The sequence below is a fragment of the Cribrihabitans pelagius genome, assembly GCF_048820915.1.
Lineage (GTDB): Bacteria > Pseudomonadota > Alphaproteobacteria > Rhodobacterales > Rhodobacteraceae > Cribrihabitans_A > Cribrihabitans_A pelagius.
Window position 1 is genome coordinate 1 of sequence record NZ_JBMERR010000035.1, and the last position, 16,571, is coordinate 16,571.

Annotated in this window: 14 protein-coding genes and 3 pseudogenes; 15 read left to right on the forward strand and 2 right to left on the reverse strand. The window is 62.1% G+C overall.

Features of this window, described 5'->3' with window-relative positions; all coding sequences use genetic code 11:
* The 3 genes and pseudogenes from ACOHX0_RS20605 to ACOHX0_RS20615 all read left to right on the forward strand — a co-directional run.
* A pseudogene (locus tag ACOHX0_RS20605) lies at positions 1-113 on the forward strand (IS5/IS1182 family transposase); the annotation flags it as partial.
* 1,220 nt (positions 114-1,333) lie between these two features.
* On the forward strand, positions 1,334-4,186 hold the full coding sequence (locus tag ACOHX0_RS20610) for a beta strand repeat-containing protein (protein WP_420679119.1): 2,853 nt from the start codon (positions 1,334-1,336) through the stop codon (positions 4,184-4,186).
* A gap of 220 nt (positions 4,187-4,406) precedes the next feature.
* Positions 4,407-5,418 (forward strand): annotated as a pseudogene (locus ACOHX0_RS20615) (integrase core domain-containing protein); the annotation flags it as partial.
* 705 nt (positions 5,419-6,123) lie between these two features.
* On the opposite strand, the gene ACOHX0_RS20620 reads toward ACOHX0_RS20615, so the two are convergent.
* Positions 6,124-6,930, reverse strand: coding sequence for an MFS transporter (locus tag ACOHX0_RS20620; RefSeq protein WP_420679120.1), 807 nt, complete (start codon positions 6,928-6,930; stop codon positions 6,124-6,126).
* A 141-nt stretch (positions 6,931-7,071) separates the two neighbouring features.
* Between ACOHX0_RS20620 and ACOHX0_RS20625 the strand changes: the two genes are divergently transcribed.
* A complete protein-coding gene (locus ACOHX0_RS20625; protein ID WP_420679121.1) occupies positions 7,072-7,512 on the forward strand; it encodes an NADH dehydrogenase ubiquinone Fe-S protein 4 in 441 nt (146 codons plus the stop codon).
* Positions 7,513-7,521: 9 nt separating this feature from the next.
* The gene (locus ACOHX0_RS20630; protein ID WP_420679122.1) at positions 7,522-7,731 is read left to right on the forward strand and encodes a hypothetical protein; all 210 of its coding nucleotides are present in this window, start codon (positions 7,522-7,524) and stop codon (positions 7,729-7,731) included.
* 7 nt (positions 7,732-7,738) lie between these two features.
* Here the strand turns inward: ACOHX0_RS20630 and ftsH are convergent, their stop codons facing one another.
* Entirely contained in the window at positions 7,739-9,580 is a 1,842-nt protein-coding gene (ftsH, locus tag ACOHX0_RS20635; RefSeq protein ID WP_420679123.1) for an ATP-dependent zinc metalloprotease FtsH, read from the reverse strand.
* 366 nt (positions 9,581-9,946) lie between these two features.
* Between ftsH and ACOHX0_RS20640 the strand changes: the two genes are divergently transcribed.
* The 10 genes and pseudogenes from ACOHX0_RS20640 to ACOHX0_RS20685 all read left to right on the forward strand — a co-directional run.
* A complete protein-coding gene (locus tag ACOHX0_RS20640; protein WP_420679124.1) occupies positions 9,947-10,387 on the forward strand; it encodes an Hsp20/alpha crystallin family protein in 441 nt (146 codons plus the stop codon).
* Between the two features lie 25 nt (positions 10,388-10,412).
* A complete protein-coding gene (locus ACOHX0_RS20645; RefSeq protein WP_420679125.1) occupies positions 10,413-10,814 on the forward strand; it encodes an Hsp20/alpha crystallin family protein in 402 nt (133 codons plus the stop codon).
* 27 nt (positions 10,815-10,841) lie between these two features.
* On the forward strand, positions 10,842-11,351 hold the full coding sequence (locus ACOHX0_RS20650) for an Hsp20/alpha crystallin family protein (protein WP_420679126.1): 510 nt from the start codon (positions 10,842-10,844) through the stop codon (positions 11,349-11,351).
* Between the two features lie 126 nt (positions 11,352-11,477).
* On the forward strand, positions 11,478-11,801 hold the full coding sequence (locus tag ACOHX0_RS20655; protein WP_420679127.1) for a hypothetical protein: 324 nt from the start codon (positions 11,478-11,480) through the stop codon (positions 11,799-11,801).
* 96 nt (positions 11,802-11,897) lie between these two features.
* Entirely contained in the window at positions 11,898-13,301 is a 1,404-nt protein-coding gene (locus ACOHX0_RS20660; protein WP_420679128.1) for a DegQ family serine endoprotease, read from the forward strand.
* Between the two features lie 29 nt (positions 13,302-13,330).
* Complete coding sequence (locus ACOHX0_RS20665; RefSeq protein ID WP_420679129.1) at positions 13,331-13,933, forward strand: nucleotide exchange factor GrpE; 603 nt, start codon at positions 13,331-13,333, stop codon at positions 13,931-13,933.
* A 3-nt stretch (positions 13,934-13,936) separates the two neighbouring features.
* Positions 13,937-14,863 (forward strand): protease HtpX, encoded by a 927-nt coding sequence (gene htpX, locus ACOHX0_RS20670; protein WP_420679130.1) that lies wholly within the window; start codon positions 13,937-13,939, stop codon positions 14,861-14,863.
* Positions 14,864-14,879: 16 nt separating this feature from the next.
* Positions 14,880-15,812 carry a DnaJ C-terminal domain-containing protein gene (locus ACOHX0_RS20675; protein ID WP_420679131.1) on the forward strand — a complete coding sequence of 311 codons (933 nt, stop codon included), beginning with the start codon at positions 14,880-14,882 and terminating at the stop codon, positions 15,810-15,812.
* Entirely contained in the window at positions 15,809-16,168 is a 360-nt protein-coding gene (locus ACOHX0_RS20680) for a MerR family transcriptional regulator (RefSeq protein WP_420679133.1), read from the forward strand. Before ACOHX0_RS20675 ends, ACOHX0_RS20680 begins: the two co-directional genes overlap by 4 nt.
* Positions 16,169-16,432: 264 nt before the next feature.
* Positions 16,433-16,571 (forward strand): annotated as a pseudogene (locus ACOHX0_RS20685) (IS256 family transposase); the annotation flags it as partial.

Below are 16,571 nucleotides of genomic sequence, written 5' to 3' on the forward strand. Positions count from 1 at the left end.
TCATGTTCGGCAGGCTGAAGGATTGGCGGCGTGTGGCGACCCGATACGACAGATGCCCGAAGGTCTTCCTCTCAGCCATCGCCCTCGCCGCACTCGTCATTTACTGGCTATGAGTCCTGACCCTAAGGAAGGGCCTTCAGAATTCATGCTTCAATCCCATGAGAACTGGCAAGCTCCGGACCGCCGGCTTCATGTCACTTAAGAAGCGATACTTCCCCTAACCTCCAGTACCCGCCGAAGGGTGATGCACAGCGGGTTTGGTCGCGTCCGTCACGCTTGGGTAATTTCCCGGACGGCCTGAGGTCATGTTGAAGCTGCTTGGGTTGTTAGGCTGAGAATGGGGTCAGCGCAGGCTCACAGAGAATTCGATCCCGATAGAAAGGTCCGGGCGCAGATGCCCGGACCTTTCCATGGAACAGTTTCAAGTATTTGGCCGGCCTGAAAACTCGTAACCAGTCACAAAACAACAATCCGGACGTGCCTTCGCCGTGAAAGCTTACATAGGGTAAACCAGAATCGGCTCTCTCCAAAGGGGTAATTTATTGATCCATAATTTGGTCCGCGCACGACCCAGCGGTATTGCAACCCCAGACCCAGGCAGCATACGCCCCTAGCCAGCTGCGTGCCGCGTCTTGCAGCACCCGCCCGATTGTCGCGGAGGTTTGCGAACGACACCGGACAGCAGCAGGGGATAGTTGCGATCCAGACTGGCCCCAAGAGCGTGGCGGTGATGATCCCCGTCCTGGGATCATTTTCAGGCGCGCGCGACACCCAGGGCCAGGATTTAACGACACAAAATCAGTTCTCAGCATACCATGCGGTATCTTCCTTCGGAGTCTGACGACCTCTTGAAAAACGTCACAAGAGCTCACGCCGGATTTGCCTGCGCGCGCGATTTTTACTTCTGCTGCGAGCTGGACCGCCTCAATGCGGGCATGCAACTGCAAAGCGCAATATATTTTTTGAACAGCAGTAGCTCCAAATGACTACAACCAGGGAGCTTGCTGAAAGCCGGCGCGATGGCTATTTTCAGGGTGTGGTTAAGGTTGTGGTTTCCGCCGAAAACTGACGCATGGATTGCACTTAATCTCCGGCCTCGGCTTGGATAGGCGCGCAGCCGGATTCCAAGGTCGGCGTCCGGGAGCGGTGAACCGGTGGCACCTCCCTCCAAAAGCCCGCAATGCCGCGCAGCCGCAGGGCTGGTTTCCCGGCGGCAACGGTCCTCCAAACGGCAATCGGTCCGCCCGATTCCGCTTCTGTGACGTGACATCAGACCGCTGCCTTTCCGGGAGGCTGGGCCAAGGTCAGAACGACCGAACAAGGAGCTACAGAAATGGCACTTATCGTCGGCACCCCGAACAATGATTTGCTTTTCGGCGACAGCGCGTATGACATCGCGCCTTCGCCCGCCACCCCCGATGTCATCCTGAATGACGACGACATTCGCGGCCGCGGCGGCGACGACGATCTGTTTGGAGATACCGTTCAAAGCATCCGGACCGCCGGGAACGGCAGCGTCGCGGCCGGCGCCGACACACTCACCGGCGGAAGCGGGGATGATCTGCTGGCCGGCGATGCGGGCGAAGACATCGCTGCGGAGGCCGGGCCGGGCGGATCGATCGAAGCCGGCTCCGACTACCTGGCGGGAGGCCACGGCAACGACACGCTTGCGGGCGACGCGGGAGGCAGCATCTTCGCTGGTTCCGGCGCAACCTTCCTTGCCGGCAACGACTCGCTTTTTGGCCAAACGGGCAATGATGTGCTCTCCGGCGATGCTTCCGGAAACCTGGAAGGGAATGGCCTGACGGGGGGCAACGACCTGCTGGTGGGCGGAGATGGCAACGATACTCTCCACGGCGATGCGGGCCTCCGGATCAGCGGCGAGGACGGGATCAGCGGCGGCGGCGACACGCTGCGCGGCGGCAACGGCCACGATCAGATTTTCGGGGACGCAGGCGGCGATCTCGAAGGCGGTTTCCTGGGGGCCGAAGGCGGCGATGACTGGATCGACGGCGGGCGCGGGAACGACCTTCTGGCCGGTGACGCGGGGGGCGGAATGACCGCCGGGCTGGCGGCCGGGGGCTCTTCGGACGACCAGGTCAGGGGCGGGGATGACCGGATCCTGGGCCGCTCCGGCAATGACAGCATCTTTGGCGATGCGCGCAGCCACCTCCAGACGTCCGAAGTGGCCGATGCCTTTGCCTTTGGCGGCGACGATACCCTGACCGGGGGCAAAGGCGACGACCTGATTGCCGGCGATGCGGGCACGGACATATCGCAGCGCAGCACGGACGGAATCGTGATCTCGGGAAACGACAAGATCGAAGGCGGATCGGGCGACGACAGCCTGTACGGGGATGCCGGGAATGACCTGAACGCCTTCGGGGTTTCCTTTGTGCTCTTTGAGACCGGGCATGATCTGCTGCATGGCGGGTTCGGCAATGACCAGCTGTTCGGCGATGCCGGCGGCGATTTCAACGGGGACGGCGATGCCACGGCGCTGGCGGGCGATGACACGCTGCTGGGCGGCAGCGGTCATGACACCCTGACCGGCGACATCGGCGGCAGTTTCAATGTTCTTGGCGCGGGGCTTGACGTTCCGGTCGAAATCATCGGCGGTGATGACCTTCTGAACGGCCATGGGGGCAACGATTGGATTTATGGCGACGCCATCGGGGACATCAGGGAGCAGGAGGAGGGACCCGACCCCGACTTTGGCGATGCGAGGGGCGGCAATGACACGATCTTTGGCGGGACCGGCAATGACCACCTCTTTGGGGACGCCGGAGGCGATATCCGGGCCAGGGGCGATAACGCATTCCCCCCGGAACAGGCGGGAGGAGACGACCTGATCGAGGGCGGTGGCGGCAACGACCGGATCTTCGGCGATGCCGGCGGCGTCTTCAGAGGGTTCGACAGTGCCAGCGCCGGACACGACACCTTGCGGGGCGGCAATGGCGATGACAGCATCTTCGGCGACGCCGGAACCGATCTGCTGAGCGGCACCTTTGGCGGCTTCGGCGGAGACGACTCGATCGAAGGCGGCGGCGGCGATGACTTCCTTGCCGGGGATGCCGGCGGCGATGCGAGGACCGACTTCGCCGACCTCTCGTTCCTGGTCACCGGCGCCGACACGATCTGGGGCGGGTTCGGCAACGACAGCATATTCGGTGACGCGGCCGCGGATTTCGGTGATGAGAACTTGGACGCAGGGGCCAACGGCGGCGATGACCTGCTGGGCGGCGGCAATGGCCATGATGTGATTGCCGGCGATGCCGGCAATGACGTGCGCTCCTTGCAGAGCGACGGTCCCATGCTGGTAGGCTCTGACGAAATCCGCGGCGGTCACGGCGATGACAGCCTGTTCGGGGACGCCCAAAACGACGTGCTGTCCTTCAGCGACTTTTCCAGCGTTACCCTCGGTAATGACTTGATCTATGGCGGCTCCGGCATGGATGAGCTGTTTGGCGACGCGGGGGGCGACGTGATCAGCGGCGAGAGCATTCCGGGAGACTCCGGCGGCAGCGTCGCTGTCTGCGGCAACGATACCCTGCTTGGCGGCCAAGGCGACGATATCCTCGCCGGGGATGCAGGCGGCAATATCGCCGCAGGCTCCACGGGAAGCATCTTGGGCGGCGACGACGCGCTGCACGGCCAGGGCGGCAACGACCTGCTCTTTGGGGACGTCCGGGGCGAGATCACTGTGTCGGGCTTTGATACATCCGCGACGGCAGGCAATGACACGCTGAGGGGCGGCTCCGGCAATGACACGCTGGTTGGCGATGCCTCCGATCTTGGCGCCGGGGTCATCGCTGGCAATGACACACTCCTGGGCGGCGAAGGCAACGACAAGCTCTACGGCGATTCCACCGACCCGACGGACACCGCCGGCGGCGACGATGTGCTGGATGGCGGCGGCGGTGACGACGAGTTGTGCGGCGGTGCCGGCAACGACCTTTTCGTCCTGGGCCCAGGCAATGACCTGATCTTCGACTTTACCGCCGGCGGACCCGATGACGCGCTGGTTTACGGAAACGTCTATGCCGGCGCCCAGGACGCATTGAACAACGCATCCGAGATCGGCGGCAACACCGTCTTTTCCTATGCCGGCGGTACAACCACGCTGGTGGGCGTCCCCCTCAACCAGCTCTCCGCCGCCGATGACTTCCTTTTCTCATTGGGATGACTGCGTAAAATACGGGTGCGTGCCGGGCCGCGGGTCCCGGCACCAAAAGCGCCACTGCGTCCCGCACAGGCGCGTGTTCTGCGAATTTGACCTAGGTGTTTGATCCCAGGGTTTGATGGTGCGATCCATTCACGAGAATGGAAGGAAGCTCTATGGGACAAGTTCGTCACGGCAGCGCCACGCACTGTCACCCGGCAGGCGATTGCGGAGCAATCTGCCGATAGGGCACGCCCGCCATCCGAGCAGCAATACAGCGATCCACTGCCCGGCAGGGCATTGCGCAGCAATGTCCCGAGAGGGGCAAGCTTCGACCGCGGAGTTGAGCCGGGAGCCGGGGATCAATCCGAAAACCGTCGCGAAATGGCGCAAGCGCGAGACGGTCGAGGATAGAAAGACCGGACCGAAAGAGCCGCGTTCGACCGTTCTCAGCGAGGCTGACGAGGCAATGGTGGTGGCGTTTCGCCGGCAAACGCTCCCGCCGCTGGATGATTGTCTATACGCCTTGCAGCCCTCCATACCGCACCTGACCCGGTCAGCGCGGCACCGCTGTCTTCAGCGGCATGGCACCTCGCGGTTGCCGGATGTCCAGGGGGGACAAGCCCAAGCGTCAGCGCTCCAAGCGCTGCCCCATTGGCTTCTTTCACATGGATATCGCCGAAGTGCAGACAGCCGAAGGAAAGCTCTATCTCTTCGTTGCCATCGACCGGACCAGCAAGTGCGCAGTCACCCAACTGGCCGGGAAGGCCGACCGGCGGACGGCTTGGGAGGTCCTCGAACACCTTCTGGAGGTCGTTCCTTACCGGATCCGCACGATCTTGACTGAGCGCGCCATTGAAGGCGCCATTGGTTCGGGCCCAATGGCGAGCGGGATCCAGTTCGCCGGCCAGCCCGGGAACCGGAAGACGGCCCATTCCCGGCAGATGCGCTTCGACATGATCTGCGAGGCCAATGAGATCGAACAGCGCCTGACCAAGCCCAACCATCCTTGGACCAACGGCCAGGTTGAGCGCATGAACCGCACGATCCAGGAGGCCGCCGTTAAGCGCTTCCACTGCGACAACCACGCGCAGCTTCGCACGCACCTCGGCGACTTCACCGCGGCTTGCAACTTTGCGCGCAGGCTCAAGACCCTCAGCGGCCTCACGCCTTAGGAATACATCTGCAAAATCTGGACATCCGAGCCGGATCGATTCATCTTAAACCCGATCCACCAGATGCCGGGACTGAACACCCAGCAGGTCCGCGCAGCTCAAGCTGGCGGTGTCGCGTACTGCGGCCGTCAGTCTCCGGTAACTATCAAGATGGTCTCCTGTCATCTGAACTTTCCGCTCGCGGAACGCGGCCGAGTCGGGGCTCGTCGATTTTTCTCCCTGTCCGTGGAGAGCTATCGTTTGACAGTATTGCTCTCCGGGCAGGCCGGCGCGGTTCAACCTTCTTGGATCGCTTTAGGTGTCCTGGAAATTCAGCCACATGGCGGTTCAGTTCAACGCCAATGCGGCTGGTCGCCGTCGAAGGCATAGCGGCGAACCCGTCTTCGTCGGCCTTCGGAACGGAGCGTTCCACGGCGATACGCCAGGCAATGAAGAGTGCGAAACAGCCTTGTATGATAGCAGAGCCGACAAACAGCATCGACGCGCCGCACTGTTCCACCGCGGTCCCTCAACGATGGGTCCGATGGTGGAGCCCGCGCCGCAGCTGACCAACAGGCCGCTGGCCGCGGCGAGAAGCCCTGTCTGTGCCACGCGGTCATTCACATGGGCGATGATGACCGAGCAGGGCGTGATGCTGGTGGCGCCAAAAAGCGCGGCCCGGATCAGCAGGGCACCTTGGTCTGCACCGTCGGTCCTGCTCAGGCCTAGGCCGCACGCGGCGGCCGCCAGAGCTACGCCAGCGATCACGACACGGCGGTCGATCAAGCCCGAAAGCCAGCCGACAGGTCATTGCCCGACCGCGGCACCGACCATAACAGCGGAGATCAGGGCAGCGTTTGCCCCGGTATCGAGCCCCGACATCTGACCATAGGTTGGCCCCATGCCCCAGAACGCGCTGGCCCAGACCCCGATCAGGAATGTGCCGATGACCCCGATGGGCGAAGCGTCGAAAAGGCGTTTCGCAGACAACCGGTCCGCCCCGACATCCGGCGACACGCTTGTCCGGGCCAACGTCACGGGCACGAGCGCCAGCGACACCACGACCGAGACCAAGCAGAAGAGAATGAAGCCGCTTGGGTCTGCCAGTGAGAGAAGCGGCTGACTCGCGGCCCACGCAGCCAGAGTGATGCTCCCGTACACCGCAAGTACGCGGCCGCGCCAGCGGGAGTTCGTGCCTGCGTTCAGCCAGCTTTCTACGACGAGGATCATGCCTGCGAAACAGAGGCCGTTGATGACCCGCAGAATCAACCACCCCGTAACGCTGATCTGCAAGACATAAGCCAATGCCACAGCAGAGGTGACGGACGCGAGCGCCGCGAACGTGCGGATATGCCCGAGCGCCTCGATCAATCGCACGCAGTGAAATGACGCGATGATGAAACCGGCGAAGTAGGCCGACATGATGAGGCCGATGCTGCGCGCATTCATCCCCTCCAGGCCACCGCGCAGGCCGGGCAATGTGCCTTGCAGGCCGTGCCCCACGATCAGAAATGTCACGGCCAGCAGAAGTGGCGCGACCTGTCTGAGGGTTGCTTGGAACGCGGCCGGATCCGGCGACACGCCATCCGACGCAGAAGCAGCCGGTCGACGCATGGGACAATCCGAGGATCGAATGGTGAATTTGTAGACATATGGGGAACGACTGGCGGCCTGCAAAATCTTGAAAAGATGAAATCCTGTCTCAGGTTTTGTTTTAATGAAACTTGCAGCGCAGTTCAGCGAAAGGAGGGATCTATGGATATGAAACTTGGCGACATCCAGAGAGGGTCACCTCAGACATGTGTTTCGGAAGAAAAACAGGATAGGAATTCTGGCGAGCATATGAAGTATCCCACTGCCGGAAGCGATACATCGCTCTTACCAAAATCGAGTGATTTCGCTGCTCCAATCGCGTTCGTCTATCGACCGGCCCGCAATCCCATGCAATCGGCGCCGCGGTCCAGGAATTGGCTGCTCCAACTTGAACCGCAGCGCCCGTTGGAATTGGAGCCGCTGATGGGCTGGACAAGCTGTTCTGATCCTGCGCGTCAGATAAGATTGACCTTCCCAACCCGCGAGGCGGCATTCCGCTTCGGCAAAGAGCAGGGGTGGAGGGTCTACGCTCTTCCCGAAAACGAGCGCAAGCCCGCTCGCAAGAGCTGCCGCGAACAGATCGAAACTTGGCAGGTTACGTAGGTGAGCGCGATGCAAGGCAGTTTCTTCCTGCATCAAGGCTCGACCGAGCCCGCTCATCCGGTCAAAACGAACATGAGGGCGGCGAAGCCCGATACCGGCAGCGAAGCCGGAGACCGGCTCAATGAACTGCTGGTGGAAACGTTCCCGGCAAGCGGCCCGTTGCCGCTTTGGTCCGGCGGCATCGGACCGCCAGCAGGTGGGGAGCGTGCGACGGCCTGACCTGATCTCAGGCCGTCCGCTCGAGGTCCGGATCGCTTTCAGGCACCAGGTCGTCCTTGTAGACCTGAAGATCGGCGTCGGTCAGGGTTTCACGCTCCAGCAGATCCCTGGCTGACCTTTCCAGCAATTCCCGGTTTGTCTCCAGAAGCGCATAAACCCGCTCGTACACCGCAGCGATTGTTTCGCGCACTGAGGCGTCGATGAGTTCCGCCGTTGTTTCGCTATAGGCGGCCTCGTTTCCGGGCCCATTCCTTCGGCCAAGGAAATCGGGCTTGGCGTCTTCGTAGCTCACGAAACCCAGTTCTTCATTCATGCCATAGCGCGTGGCCATCGACCGCCCGATATCGGTCGCCTTGGCCAGATCGTCCGAGGCACCTGTGGACAGATGCCCGAAGATCAGCGCCTCGGCCGCGCGGCCGCCTAGCAGAACGGCAATCTTGTTCTCCAGTTCTTCACGCGTCATCAGAAACCGATCCTCTGTCGGGCGCTGGATCGTGTAGCCGAGCGCGCCGATGCCCCGCGGGATGATCGAGACCTTGTGGACCTCGTCCGCGCCCGGCAAGGCCATCGCGGTCAGCGCGTGCCCCATCTCGTGATAGGCGACGATTTCGCGTTCGCGCGGATTGAGAAGCCGGTTGCGTTTTTCCAGCCCCGCGACGATCCGCTCGATGGCATTGGTGAAATCCTCCATCTTGACGTTGCCTGCACCGCGGCGTGTGGCGAGCAGCGCAGCTTCATTGACGAGGTTGGCAAGATCGGCGCCGGAGAAGCCGGTTGTCAGCGCTGCGATCTCTTCAGGCGAAACCTCCCGCGCGGCCTTGATCTTCTTCATATGCACTTCGAGGATCGCTACGCGTCCGGCACGGTCGGGCCGGTCGACCAGGACTTGCCGGTCGAAGCGGCCTGCCCGCAACAGGGCCAGGTCGAGGATTTCCGGACGGTTGGTTGCCGCAAGAAGAACCAACCCGCTGGAGGAATCGAAGCCGTCGAGTTCGGTCAGAAGCTGGTTCAGGGTCTGCTCGCGCTCATCATGGCCGCCGGCACCCGGCGTTGCGCCGCGGGCGCGTCCGAGCGCGTCGAGCTCATCGACAAATATGATGGCGGGGGCCCTGGCGCGCGCCTGCTCGAAAAGATCACGCACCCGTGCCGCGCCGACACCGACGAACATTTCCACGAACTCCGACCCAGAAATGGAAAAGAACGGCACACCGGCCTCGCCGGCGACCGCGCGGGCGAGCATCGTCTTGCCCGTCCCCGGCGGGCCGACCAGCAGCACGCCCTTCGGCATGCGGGCGCCAAGTGCGCCGTAACCTTCGGGGTCCTTCAGGAACTCGACGATTTCCCGAAGTTCGGCTTTCGCCTCATCAACGCCCGCGACGTCGTCAAATTGGGTTTTGGTGTCCGTCTCCACATAGACCTTCGCCCGGCTCTTGCCGATGGACATGAAGCCGCCGAAGCCCTGTTTCTCGGCGAACTTTCGGAACAACAGGAACCAAAGGCCGACGAACACCAGCGCCGGAACGATCCACGACAGAAGTGTACCGAACCATGTGCTCTCGACGGCACCGGTATAGGTGATGTCGTGATCGCGAAGCAATTCGGCCAGCCCGGGTTCGACACGGGTGGTCACAAATTCCGTCTTGCCGTCTTGTGGGATCGTGAAGGACCCGGTGATGCGATCAGCGCCGATTACGACGTTGTCGACAAGGTCTTCTTCGACATATTCCTCGAACTGGCTATACGGGATCGCCTCGATCGTTTGTGACCGCAGCCAAAGGTCCTGCACCAACAGGACACCGAAAAATGCGAGTACGAAATACCACAGATTGATCTTATTCTTCTGGTCCATTTTGCACCTCCTTCCCGGACCCTGTTTCCGCGTTGACTGTGATCTGGGGTTGATCTCAAAAAAATTCCAGAGGGGCCTTGACATCAACAATACCCTTTCCAAATCCAATGGTGTCCGGGGATGCCGATGGCGGGTCCCCAGGTAGTGGATACGGGCGGCTGGCTCTTTCTGCAGTCGCTGGTCTGATTGCCAGAATAGCGTTGGCGCGGGTTCACTTCCGCCAATGCAGTGGCGTTGCGTCCCTCCTGCAATCCGCCTCATCGACCTCCCCAGCACCACCGTTACTTCTACGCCATTCTTGCGATGGCCGCGGTTGCACGCGGTGTCATGAACGGAGTGGCACGAGCAAAAGAAAGGAGGACGAGAATGCTTCAAACACGATTTGACCCGTTCGGGGCTGGCGATCCCCTTGCTGAAATGCGCCGTATGCAGGACGATCTGAACCGCATATTCGACAGCGCGGGCACAGCGCGCCGCGCATCGATCTATCCGCCGGTGAATTTCTGGGCCGGCGAGGACAGTATCGTCATGACTGCTGAACTCCCCGGTCTCTCGGAAGACAGCATCGAACTGACCGTGCAGGACAGCATGATCTCGCTGCGGGGTGAGTTCACCGATCACGACACCGGCGAGGACATTGCCTGGCATCGCCGCGAGCGGCCCAAGGGTAAATTCTCGCGGTCCGTCGAACTGCCGTTCCGCATCGACGCAGATCAGGTCGATGCGCGGTTCGAACACGGCATCCTGACGGTCGAGATGCAGCGCCCGGAGGACGAAAAACCCAAACGGATCTCGATCAGGCCGTAAGCAAGCCTTCAGAAAGGAGGATAACATGGCACAGGAACTGACAACCCAAGGCGGACGCGGCATCAGCACCCGAAACGGGGCCGATAATCCCGCCGGGCGGGTCTTCACCCCGGCTGTCGACATCTTCGAGAAAGAGGATGCGACGGTGATCCTCGCGGACATGCCGGGTGTTGCTCCCGAAGACGTGGACATCACCCTTGAGCGCCAGGTGCTTACCCTGACGGGCCGGGTGACACGCAACGCGCCGGAAGGATATCGCCGCCTGTCATCGGAATATCGGGAAGGCGGCTACAGCCGGGTCTTCACCCTGTCCGACGCCGTCGATCAGGACAAGATCAACGCCGATTTTAAGAACGGCGTTCTGCGGCTCGAACTGCCGCGGGCGGCAGAGGCGAAACCGCGGAAGATCACGGTCAAGACCGCTTAACCCAACACGCGAAAGGAGAATGAAACCATGCAGATCAGCGATCTCATTCCCTGGGGTCGTGACAAGGACAAGACCCCGGAACACGAAGGCTCGACCTCGAACAACCCCCTCGCGACCTTGCAGCGCGACATCAACAGCGTCTTTGAGAATTTCTGGCAGCGTGTCGAGACTGGATGGAACGGTCGAATGAACCCGATCGGCACCTTCGGGCCGAGCACGGATGTCGCAGAAACCGACGACAGCGTTGAAATCGCCATCGAGCTGCCCGGCATGGCCGAAGACGACATCGAAGTCTCGGTCTCCGGCGAAGCGATGACGATACGCGGTGAGAAAAAGGCCGCGCGCGAGGAGAAGCGCAAAGGCGTATATATGGCCGAACGTTCCTATGGAGCCTTCTACCGTACGATCCCGCTGCCGCCGGGAGTCGACGCTGACAAAGCCGAAGCGCAGTTCAAGCGCGGCGTGCTGACGGTGACGCTCCCCAAGTCAGACGAGGCACAGGCGCGGATCAAGCGGATTCCCGTGAAAGGAGCGTGACCCACTTGGCGATCGGGGCGCCCGGTCGCCATATCCGAATGACTTTTCACAAAGTGAAATCCGGTGCCGGGGAGCACATTTCCCCGGGGAAACTGGACCATCGACAGACGGAGAAAGGAGGGCCCGATGTCTGTTTCTGGCAAACTTAAGCCGGCTGCGGGCGGGGCGGCTCTGCTCACAGCCATGGGTGCCGCAGGTCTCGCCGGGGATTTGAGCGGCGAGGTGTCGGCTCAGGCCGATGCCGCGGTCGAAAATGCCGTTCAGGATGAGCATCCCGAATTGGCAGAGGCGCCCGGATACGGGACAAAAGACGGCTTCGCCGAGCTTCGCGAAGATCTGGAACGGCTCGATGCGCAAATCGGAGCTGAGGAGGATGCCGGCGGTATCCTCGGCACGATCGGTGAGAGTTTCGCCAAGTTCAAGGAACGGTTCTTCACCTCGGAGACCTGATGCCGGCCGGCCACTTGCTGCCCCGAAACTGCCCCTCGCGGGCATGTGGCCGGGGTCGTCCGGCCACGGAGTTCACCGAAATAAGGAGACAGGAAAATGCCCGCACTCATTTCTCTTCTCACCCGCACATTGGCGGCGCTTTTTGTTGTTACCCTGACTATTGCCGCGCCAGCCGCCTCGCAAACGGCTGATGCACCGGTCTTCCGGAATTCCGAAGGCTTGCCGACGCTGGCACCGCTTCTGGCCGAGGTGACGCCGGCGGTCGTGAACATCTCCGTGGAAAGCCGCCAGACGGCTGAATTGAACCCGCTCTTCAACGATCCGTTCTTCAGACGGTTCTTCGACATGCCCCCGACGCCTCAGCAACCTCAGCCGCGCCGGCAAATGAGCGCGGGATCGGGTGTGATTGTAGATGCGGAGGAAGGTTACGTGCTGACCAATCATCACGTCATCGAGAACGGTGATCGGATCATCGTGACTTTGAAGGACCGCCGCCAGTTTGACGCCGAATTGATCGGCAGTGACGCGGGAACGGATATCGCGCTGTTGCGGATCGAAGCGGAGAGCATCAAAGCCCTCGATCTGGGCGACAGCGACAGGCTGGAGGTTGGCGACTACGTGCTCGCAATCGGCAATCCGTTTGGCCTCGGCCAAACCGTGACCTCGGGCATCGTCAGCGCCTTGGGTCGCAGCGGTCTTAACGTCGACGGCTACGAGGACTTCATTCAGACCGACGCCTCGATCAACCCCGGCAATTCCGGTGGCGCGCTGATCACGCTCGACGGCCGCCTCATCGGTATCAACACGGCGATCATCGCCCCTTCGGGCGGGAATGTGGGCATTGGGTTTTCGGTGCCGTCGAACATGGCGCAGGCGGTCATGGACCAGCTGATCGAATTCGGTGAGGTCCGCCGCGGGCGCCTGGGCATCATCGTCCAGGACTTCACTCCAGACCTGGCAGATGCGCTTGGAAGCGAAGCAGGCGTAGGCGCTGTCGTCACACAGGTCGAACCGGACAGTGCCGCGGAAGCGGCGGGGTTGCAGGCCGGGGATCTGATCGTCTCGGTCGACGGCCGGCCCGTCTCGGGCTCTGCCGATCTGCGCAGCCAAATCGGTCTGCGCCGGATCGGCAGCGTTGTCGAACTCGAGGTCATCCGCGATGGCGAAACGCTGGCCATCGAAGCGACGCTGCGCGACGCTGGACCCGCGGCCGCGGCGGCCGGTGACCGCGTGCTCGACCGTCTTTCGGGAGCTGAGCTGCGCGAATTGCAGCCGGGTGACCCGTTTTACGGCAACCTCAACGGTGTGGTTGTCGCGAGGCTGGACCCCGGCAGCCAGGCCGCGCGATCCGGGCTGGAAGCTGGCGACATCATCCTGGCCGTCAACCGCGTGCCCGTCGCGTCGCTGAGCGACCTGCGTCAACATCTGGCCCGTGTCGACGGGGTGCTGGCGCTCACGGTGCAACGCGGGTCCGCGCGGATTTTCCTTGTGATGCGGTAAAGCCGTACTGCGCCGGAAAGGAGGATGAGATGGCAAAGGAAGAGCTGAAAACGGAAGAACAAATAGTGACGACCGCAGCCGGTGCGCAGCCGCTTCGCGCCGCTGAAGATCCGGTCAAACCGGCTGGAGGTGATGCAGCACCAGACACCGGCGCTGAGATCAGCCAGCTGACCGACAAGTGGAAACGGGCCTTGGCGGACGCAGAAAACGCGCGAAAGTGCGCGAGTGCGGCCCGTTTGGAGGGGCGTGAACACGGTATTGCCGTCGCGGTCGAGGCACTGGCCCCCGCGCTCGATGCGCTATCCCTCGGTATCGAAGCCGCGCATAAAGATCCGGAGGCCGGTGATCCCAGGAGTGTGGCCCATCTCGAAGGGCTGCGGAACATCCGCACCGCCTTCGAGACCGGCCTGAAGGCCCTCGGTGTCACAACGATCGCCGCCGAGGACGTGGCCTTCGATCCGAACCAGAACGAAGCGATTGGGACGCTGGAAAGCGGGAACACGAATCCCGGGCGGGTCTTGTCACTGCATCGGCCCGGGTTCGCCATCGGCCAGCGACTGATCCGGCCGGCCCGGGTGACGGTGAGCGCTTCGCCCTCGGGCCGCGGCTCCGGGGGAAAAGAGGAGGACTAAGTCATGCTGCGGCTTGCGCTCTTCCTTGGGACGAACCTCGCGATCCTCGTCGTTCTGTCGCTGACGTTCCGGCTGTTGGGGATCGACGGTTTGCTTCAGGCAAACGGTGTCGATCTGGATCTTCAGGCGCTTTTGATATTCTCCGGCGTCATCGGATTCTCGGGGTCGCTGATTTCGCTTGTCTTGTCGAAGACAATGGCCAAGGCAAGCATGGGGGTACGGGTGATCGCCACGCCGCGGACCGCCACCGAACGCTGGTTGGTCGGAACGGTCCACGCCCAAGCCGATGCGGCCGGGATCGGCCGTCCCGAGGTCGGAATTTTCGATCACCCTTCGCCGAATGCCTTTGCCACCGGTTGGAACCGGAATGAGGCGCTGATCGCCGTCAGCACCGGTCTGCTGGAGACCATGAGCAAAGGCGAAGTCGAGGCGGTTCTGGGCCACGAAGTCAGCCACGCCGCCAACGGTGACATGGTTACGCTGGCGCTCATCCAGGGTGTCGTGAACACCTTCGTTATTTTCCTGTCGCGGCTGATCGGGTTCCTGGTCGACCGTCTTGTGCTGCGCATCGAACGCGGCCACGGGCCGGGTTTCTGGATCGTGTCGCTGGTCGCCGAGGTCATCCTTGGCTTCCTCGCCATGGCGATCGTCATGTGGTTCTCGCGCTGGCGCGAGTTCCGCGCCGATGAAGGTGGCGCTCAGCTCGCCGGCCGGCAAAACATGATCGCCGCGCTGGATCGGTTGCGGCGCGTGCCGACGGCGCAACCCTTGCCGGACGAGATGCGCGCGTTAGCTTTCGACGCGGGCGCGATGCAGGCGATCTTCGCCAGCCACCCGCCATTGGAGAAGCGGATCGCTGCACTGAGAGGCGGCGCGGCACACAGCCGCAAAAGGCCTTTGCCTCACAGCCGCAGCTCCATCCGCAGGTAAGAGCGGGGAGCATTGCATGAGCGACGATCCATATGACATCCTGGGCGTACCGAAGGATGCGAGCCAGGCCGAGATCAAGAAGGCCTATCGCAAGCTCGCCAAAAAGCTGCACCCGGACCTCTCGCCCGGCGACACCGGCAAGGCGGCGGAATTCCAGCGCGTCGGCACCGCCTATGATATCCTGGGCGATCCAGAGAAACGCCGCCGTTTCGATGCCGGTGAAATCGATGCAAGCGGGCAGGAACGGCCGGAGCGCCAGTTCTACCGGCAATATGCGGGGGCTGACACCGGCCGCCGCTACCATTCGACCGCAGGGTTTGATGATTTTGCCGATGCCTCGGATATTTTCGCTGACCTCTTCGGACAGCGAATGCGGGGTGGTGGCCGAACGGCGCGCGGCTTCTCGGCCCGTGGCGCCGACGTTCGATACCACCTCGATATCGACTTCATGGATGCCGCAAAGGGCGCGAAGCGGAAAGTGCCCTTGCCGGACGGGCAAGCCATCGATCTGAGCATTCCTGCAGGTATTCGCGACGGGCAGACGCTGCGCCTGCGCGGCAAGGGTCAGCCGGGCATGGGCGGCGGCCCGGCAGGGGATGCTTTCGTAGAGATCTCGGTCAATTCCCATCCGCTGTTCCGGCGCGACGGCAGTGATATCGAGATCGAGGTGCCGATTACCTTCGACGAGGCCGTCCTGGGCGGCAAGATCGATGTCCCGACAATCTCCGGAACCGTGTCGATGCGCATCCCGAAGGGCGCATCCAGCGGACGGCGTTTGCGGCTCAAAGGCAAGGGTATTCAGCCTGCGAAAGGCAAGCAGGGCGATCAGCTCGTGCGGCTGAAGATCGTTCTTCCCGACAAGATTGATGAGGAAATTGAGGAACTCGCACGCCGCTGGCGCGACAGGGTTCGACATGATCCGCGCAAAACCATGGAGAAGTACGAATGAGGCTGCAGGAGAAAGAAGTGGTGGAAGTGGTGCGCCGGCTTCGCCTTCGGGAACTGCGCGCCTGGGTCCGGGCCGGTTGGGTCCGGCCAAAACGGGGCAACGATGGTCTACTGTTCGACGACATGGACGTCGCGCGTCTTCGGCTGATCTGTGACCTGAAAAAGGATATCGGGATCACCGGCGGAGCGATTCCGACGGTCCTGTCTCTGTTGGACCAGTTGCATGGTCTGCGGAGCGAACTGCGAGCTCTCGCCAGCGCCATCGAACAGCAGCCGACGGCGACCCGGCGCGCGGTTCTGGAGGCGTACAGGAAACTTTCTGAAAACCGGCGAACTGGGAAGCGAGCAACAGAGTAAGAAGCAAGTAGGCAAGTATGTCGATTCATGCAGTGTTGAGAGAGAAAGGTTCAGTTGTGTCAACAGTATCGCCGACTGATACGGTACAGACGGTCATGGATCAGTTGGAACTCGATGAAGTCTCTGCCGTCGTCGTAACTGACGTTAGTGTCCGCGGACGTGGTGTAATTTCATCGGCGCTGCCGGTGTAATCCGGGTGGCCATCGAGGTGTATGGTCGAGGTGGAGTTTCGCAGCTTCAACCACGACCCACACGGAGACCCCGATGACCAAGACCAACATGGCCCTTTCCGAGCTTCTCGCAAAGCAGGACGGCGGCGATTTCCTTCGCGCCGTCGCTGAGGCCGTTCTTCAGCTGATCATGGAGGCCGATGTCGAAGGCCTGATCGGCGCCGGCAAGCACG

Bases quoted from the DNA above. Each gene is read 5' to 3' on its own strand.
- htpX (WP_420679130.1), top strand. From the start codon at position 13,937: ATGCTGCGGCTTGCGCTCTTCCTTGGGACGAACCTCGCGATCCTCGTC.
- ACOHX0_RS20650 (WP_420679126.1), top strand. From the start codon at position 10,842: ATGCAGATCAGCGATCTCATTCCCTGGGGTCGTGACAAGGACAAGACC.
- ACOHX0_RS20625 (WP_420679121.1), top strand. From the start codon at position 7,072: ATGGATATGAAACTTGGCGACATCCAGAGAGGGTCACCTCAGACATGT.
- ACOHX0_RS20675 (WP_420679131.1), top strand. From the start codon at position 14,880: ATGAGCGACGATCCATATGACATCCTGGGCGTACCGAAGGATGCGAGC.
- ACOHX0_RS20660 (WP_420679128.1), top strand. From the start codon at position 11,898: ATGCCCGCACTCATTTCTCTTCTCACCCGCACATTGGCGGCGCTTTTT.
- ACOHX0_RS20645 (WP_420679125.1), top strand. From the start codon at position 10,413: ATGGCACAGGAACTGACAACCCAAGGCGGACGCGGCATCAGCACCCGA.
- ACOHX0_RS20620 (WP_420679120.1), bottom strand. From the start codon at position 6,930: ATGCGTCGACCGGCTGCTTCTGCGTCGGATGGCGTGTCGCCGGATCCG.
- ACOHX0_RS20655 (WP_420679127.1), top strand. From the start codon at position 11,478: ATGTCTGTTTCTGGCAAACTTAAGCCGGCTGCGGGCGGGGCGGCTCTG.
- ACOHX0_RS20630 (WP_420679122.1), top strand. From the start codon at position 7,522: ATGCAAGGCAGTTTCTTCCTGCATCAAGGCTCGACCGAGCCCGCTCAT.
- ACOHX0_RS20680 (WP_420679133.1), top strand. From the start codon at position 15,809: ATGAGGCTGCAGGAGAAAGAAGTGGTGGAAGTGGTGCGCCGGCTTCGC.
- ACOHX0_RS20665 (WP_420679129.1), top strand. From the start codon at position 13,331: ATGGCAAAGGAAGAGCTGAAAACGGAAGAACAAATAGTGACGACCGCA.
- ftsH (WP_420679123.1), bottom strand. From the start codon at position 9,580: ATGGACCAGAAGAATAAGATCAATCTGTGGTATTTCGTACTCGCATTT.
- ACOHX0_RS20610 (WP_420679119.1), top strand. From the start codon at position 1,334: ATGGCACTTATCGTCGGCACCCCGAACAATGATTTGCTTTTCGGCGAC.
- ACOHX0_RS20640 (WP_420679124.1), top strand. From the start codon at position 9,947: ATGCTTCAAACACGATTTGACCCGTTCGGGGCTGGCGATCCCCTTGCT.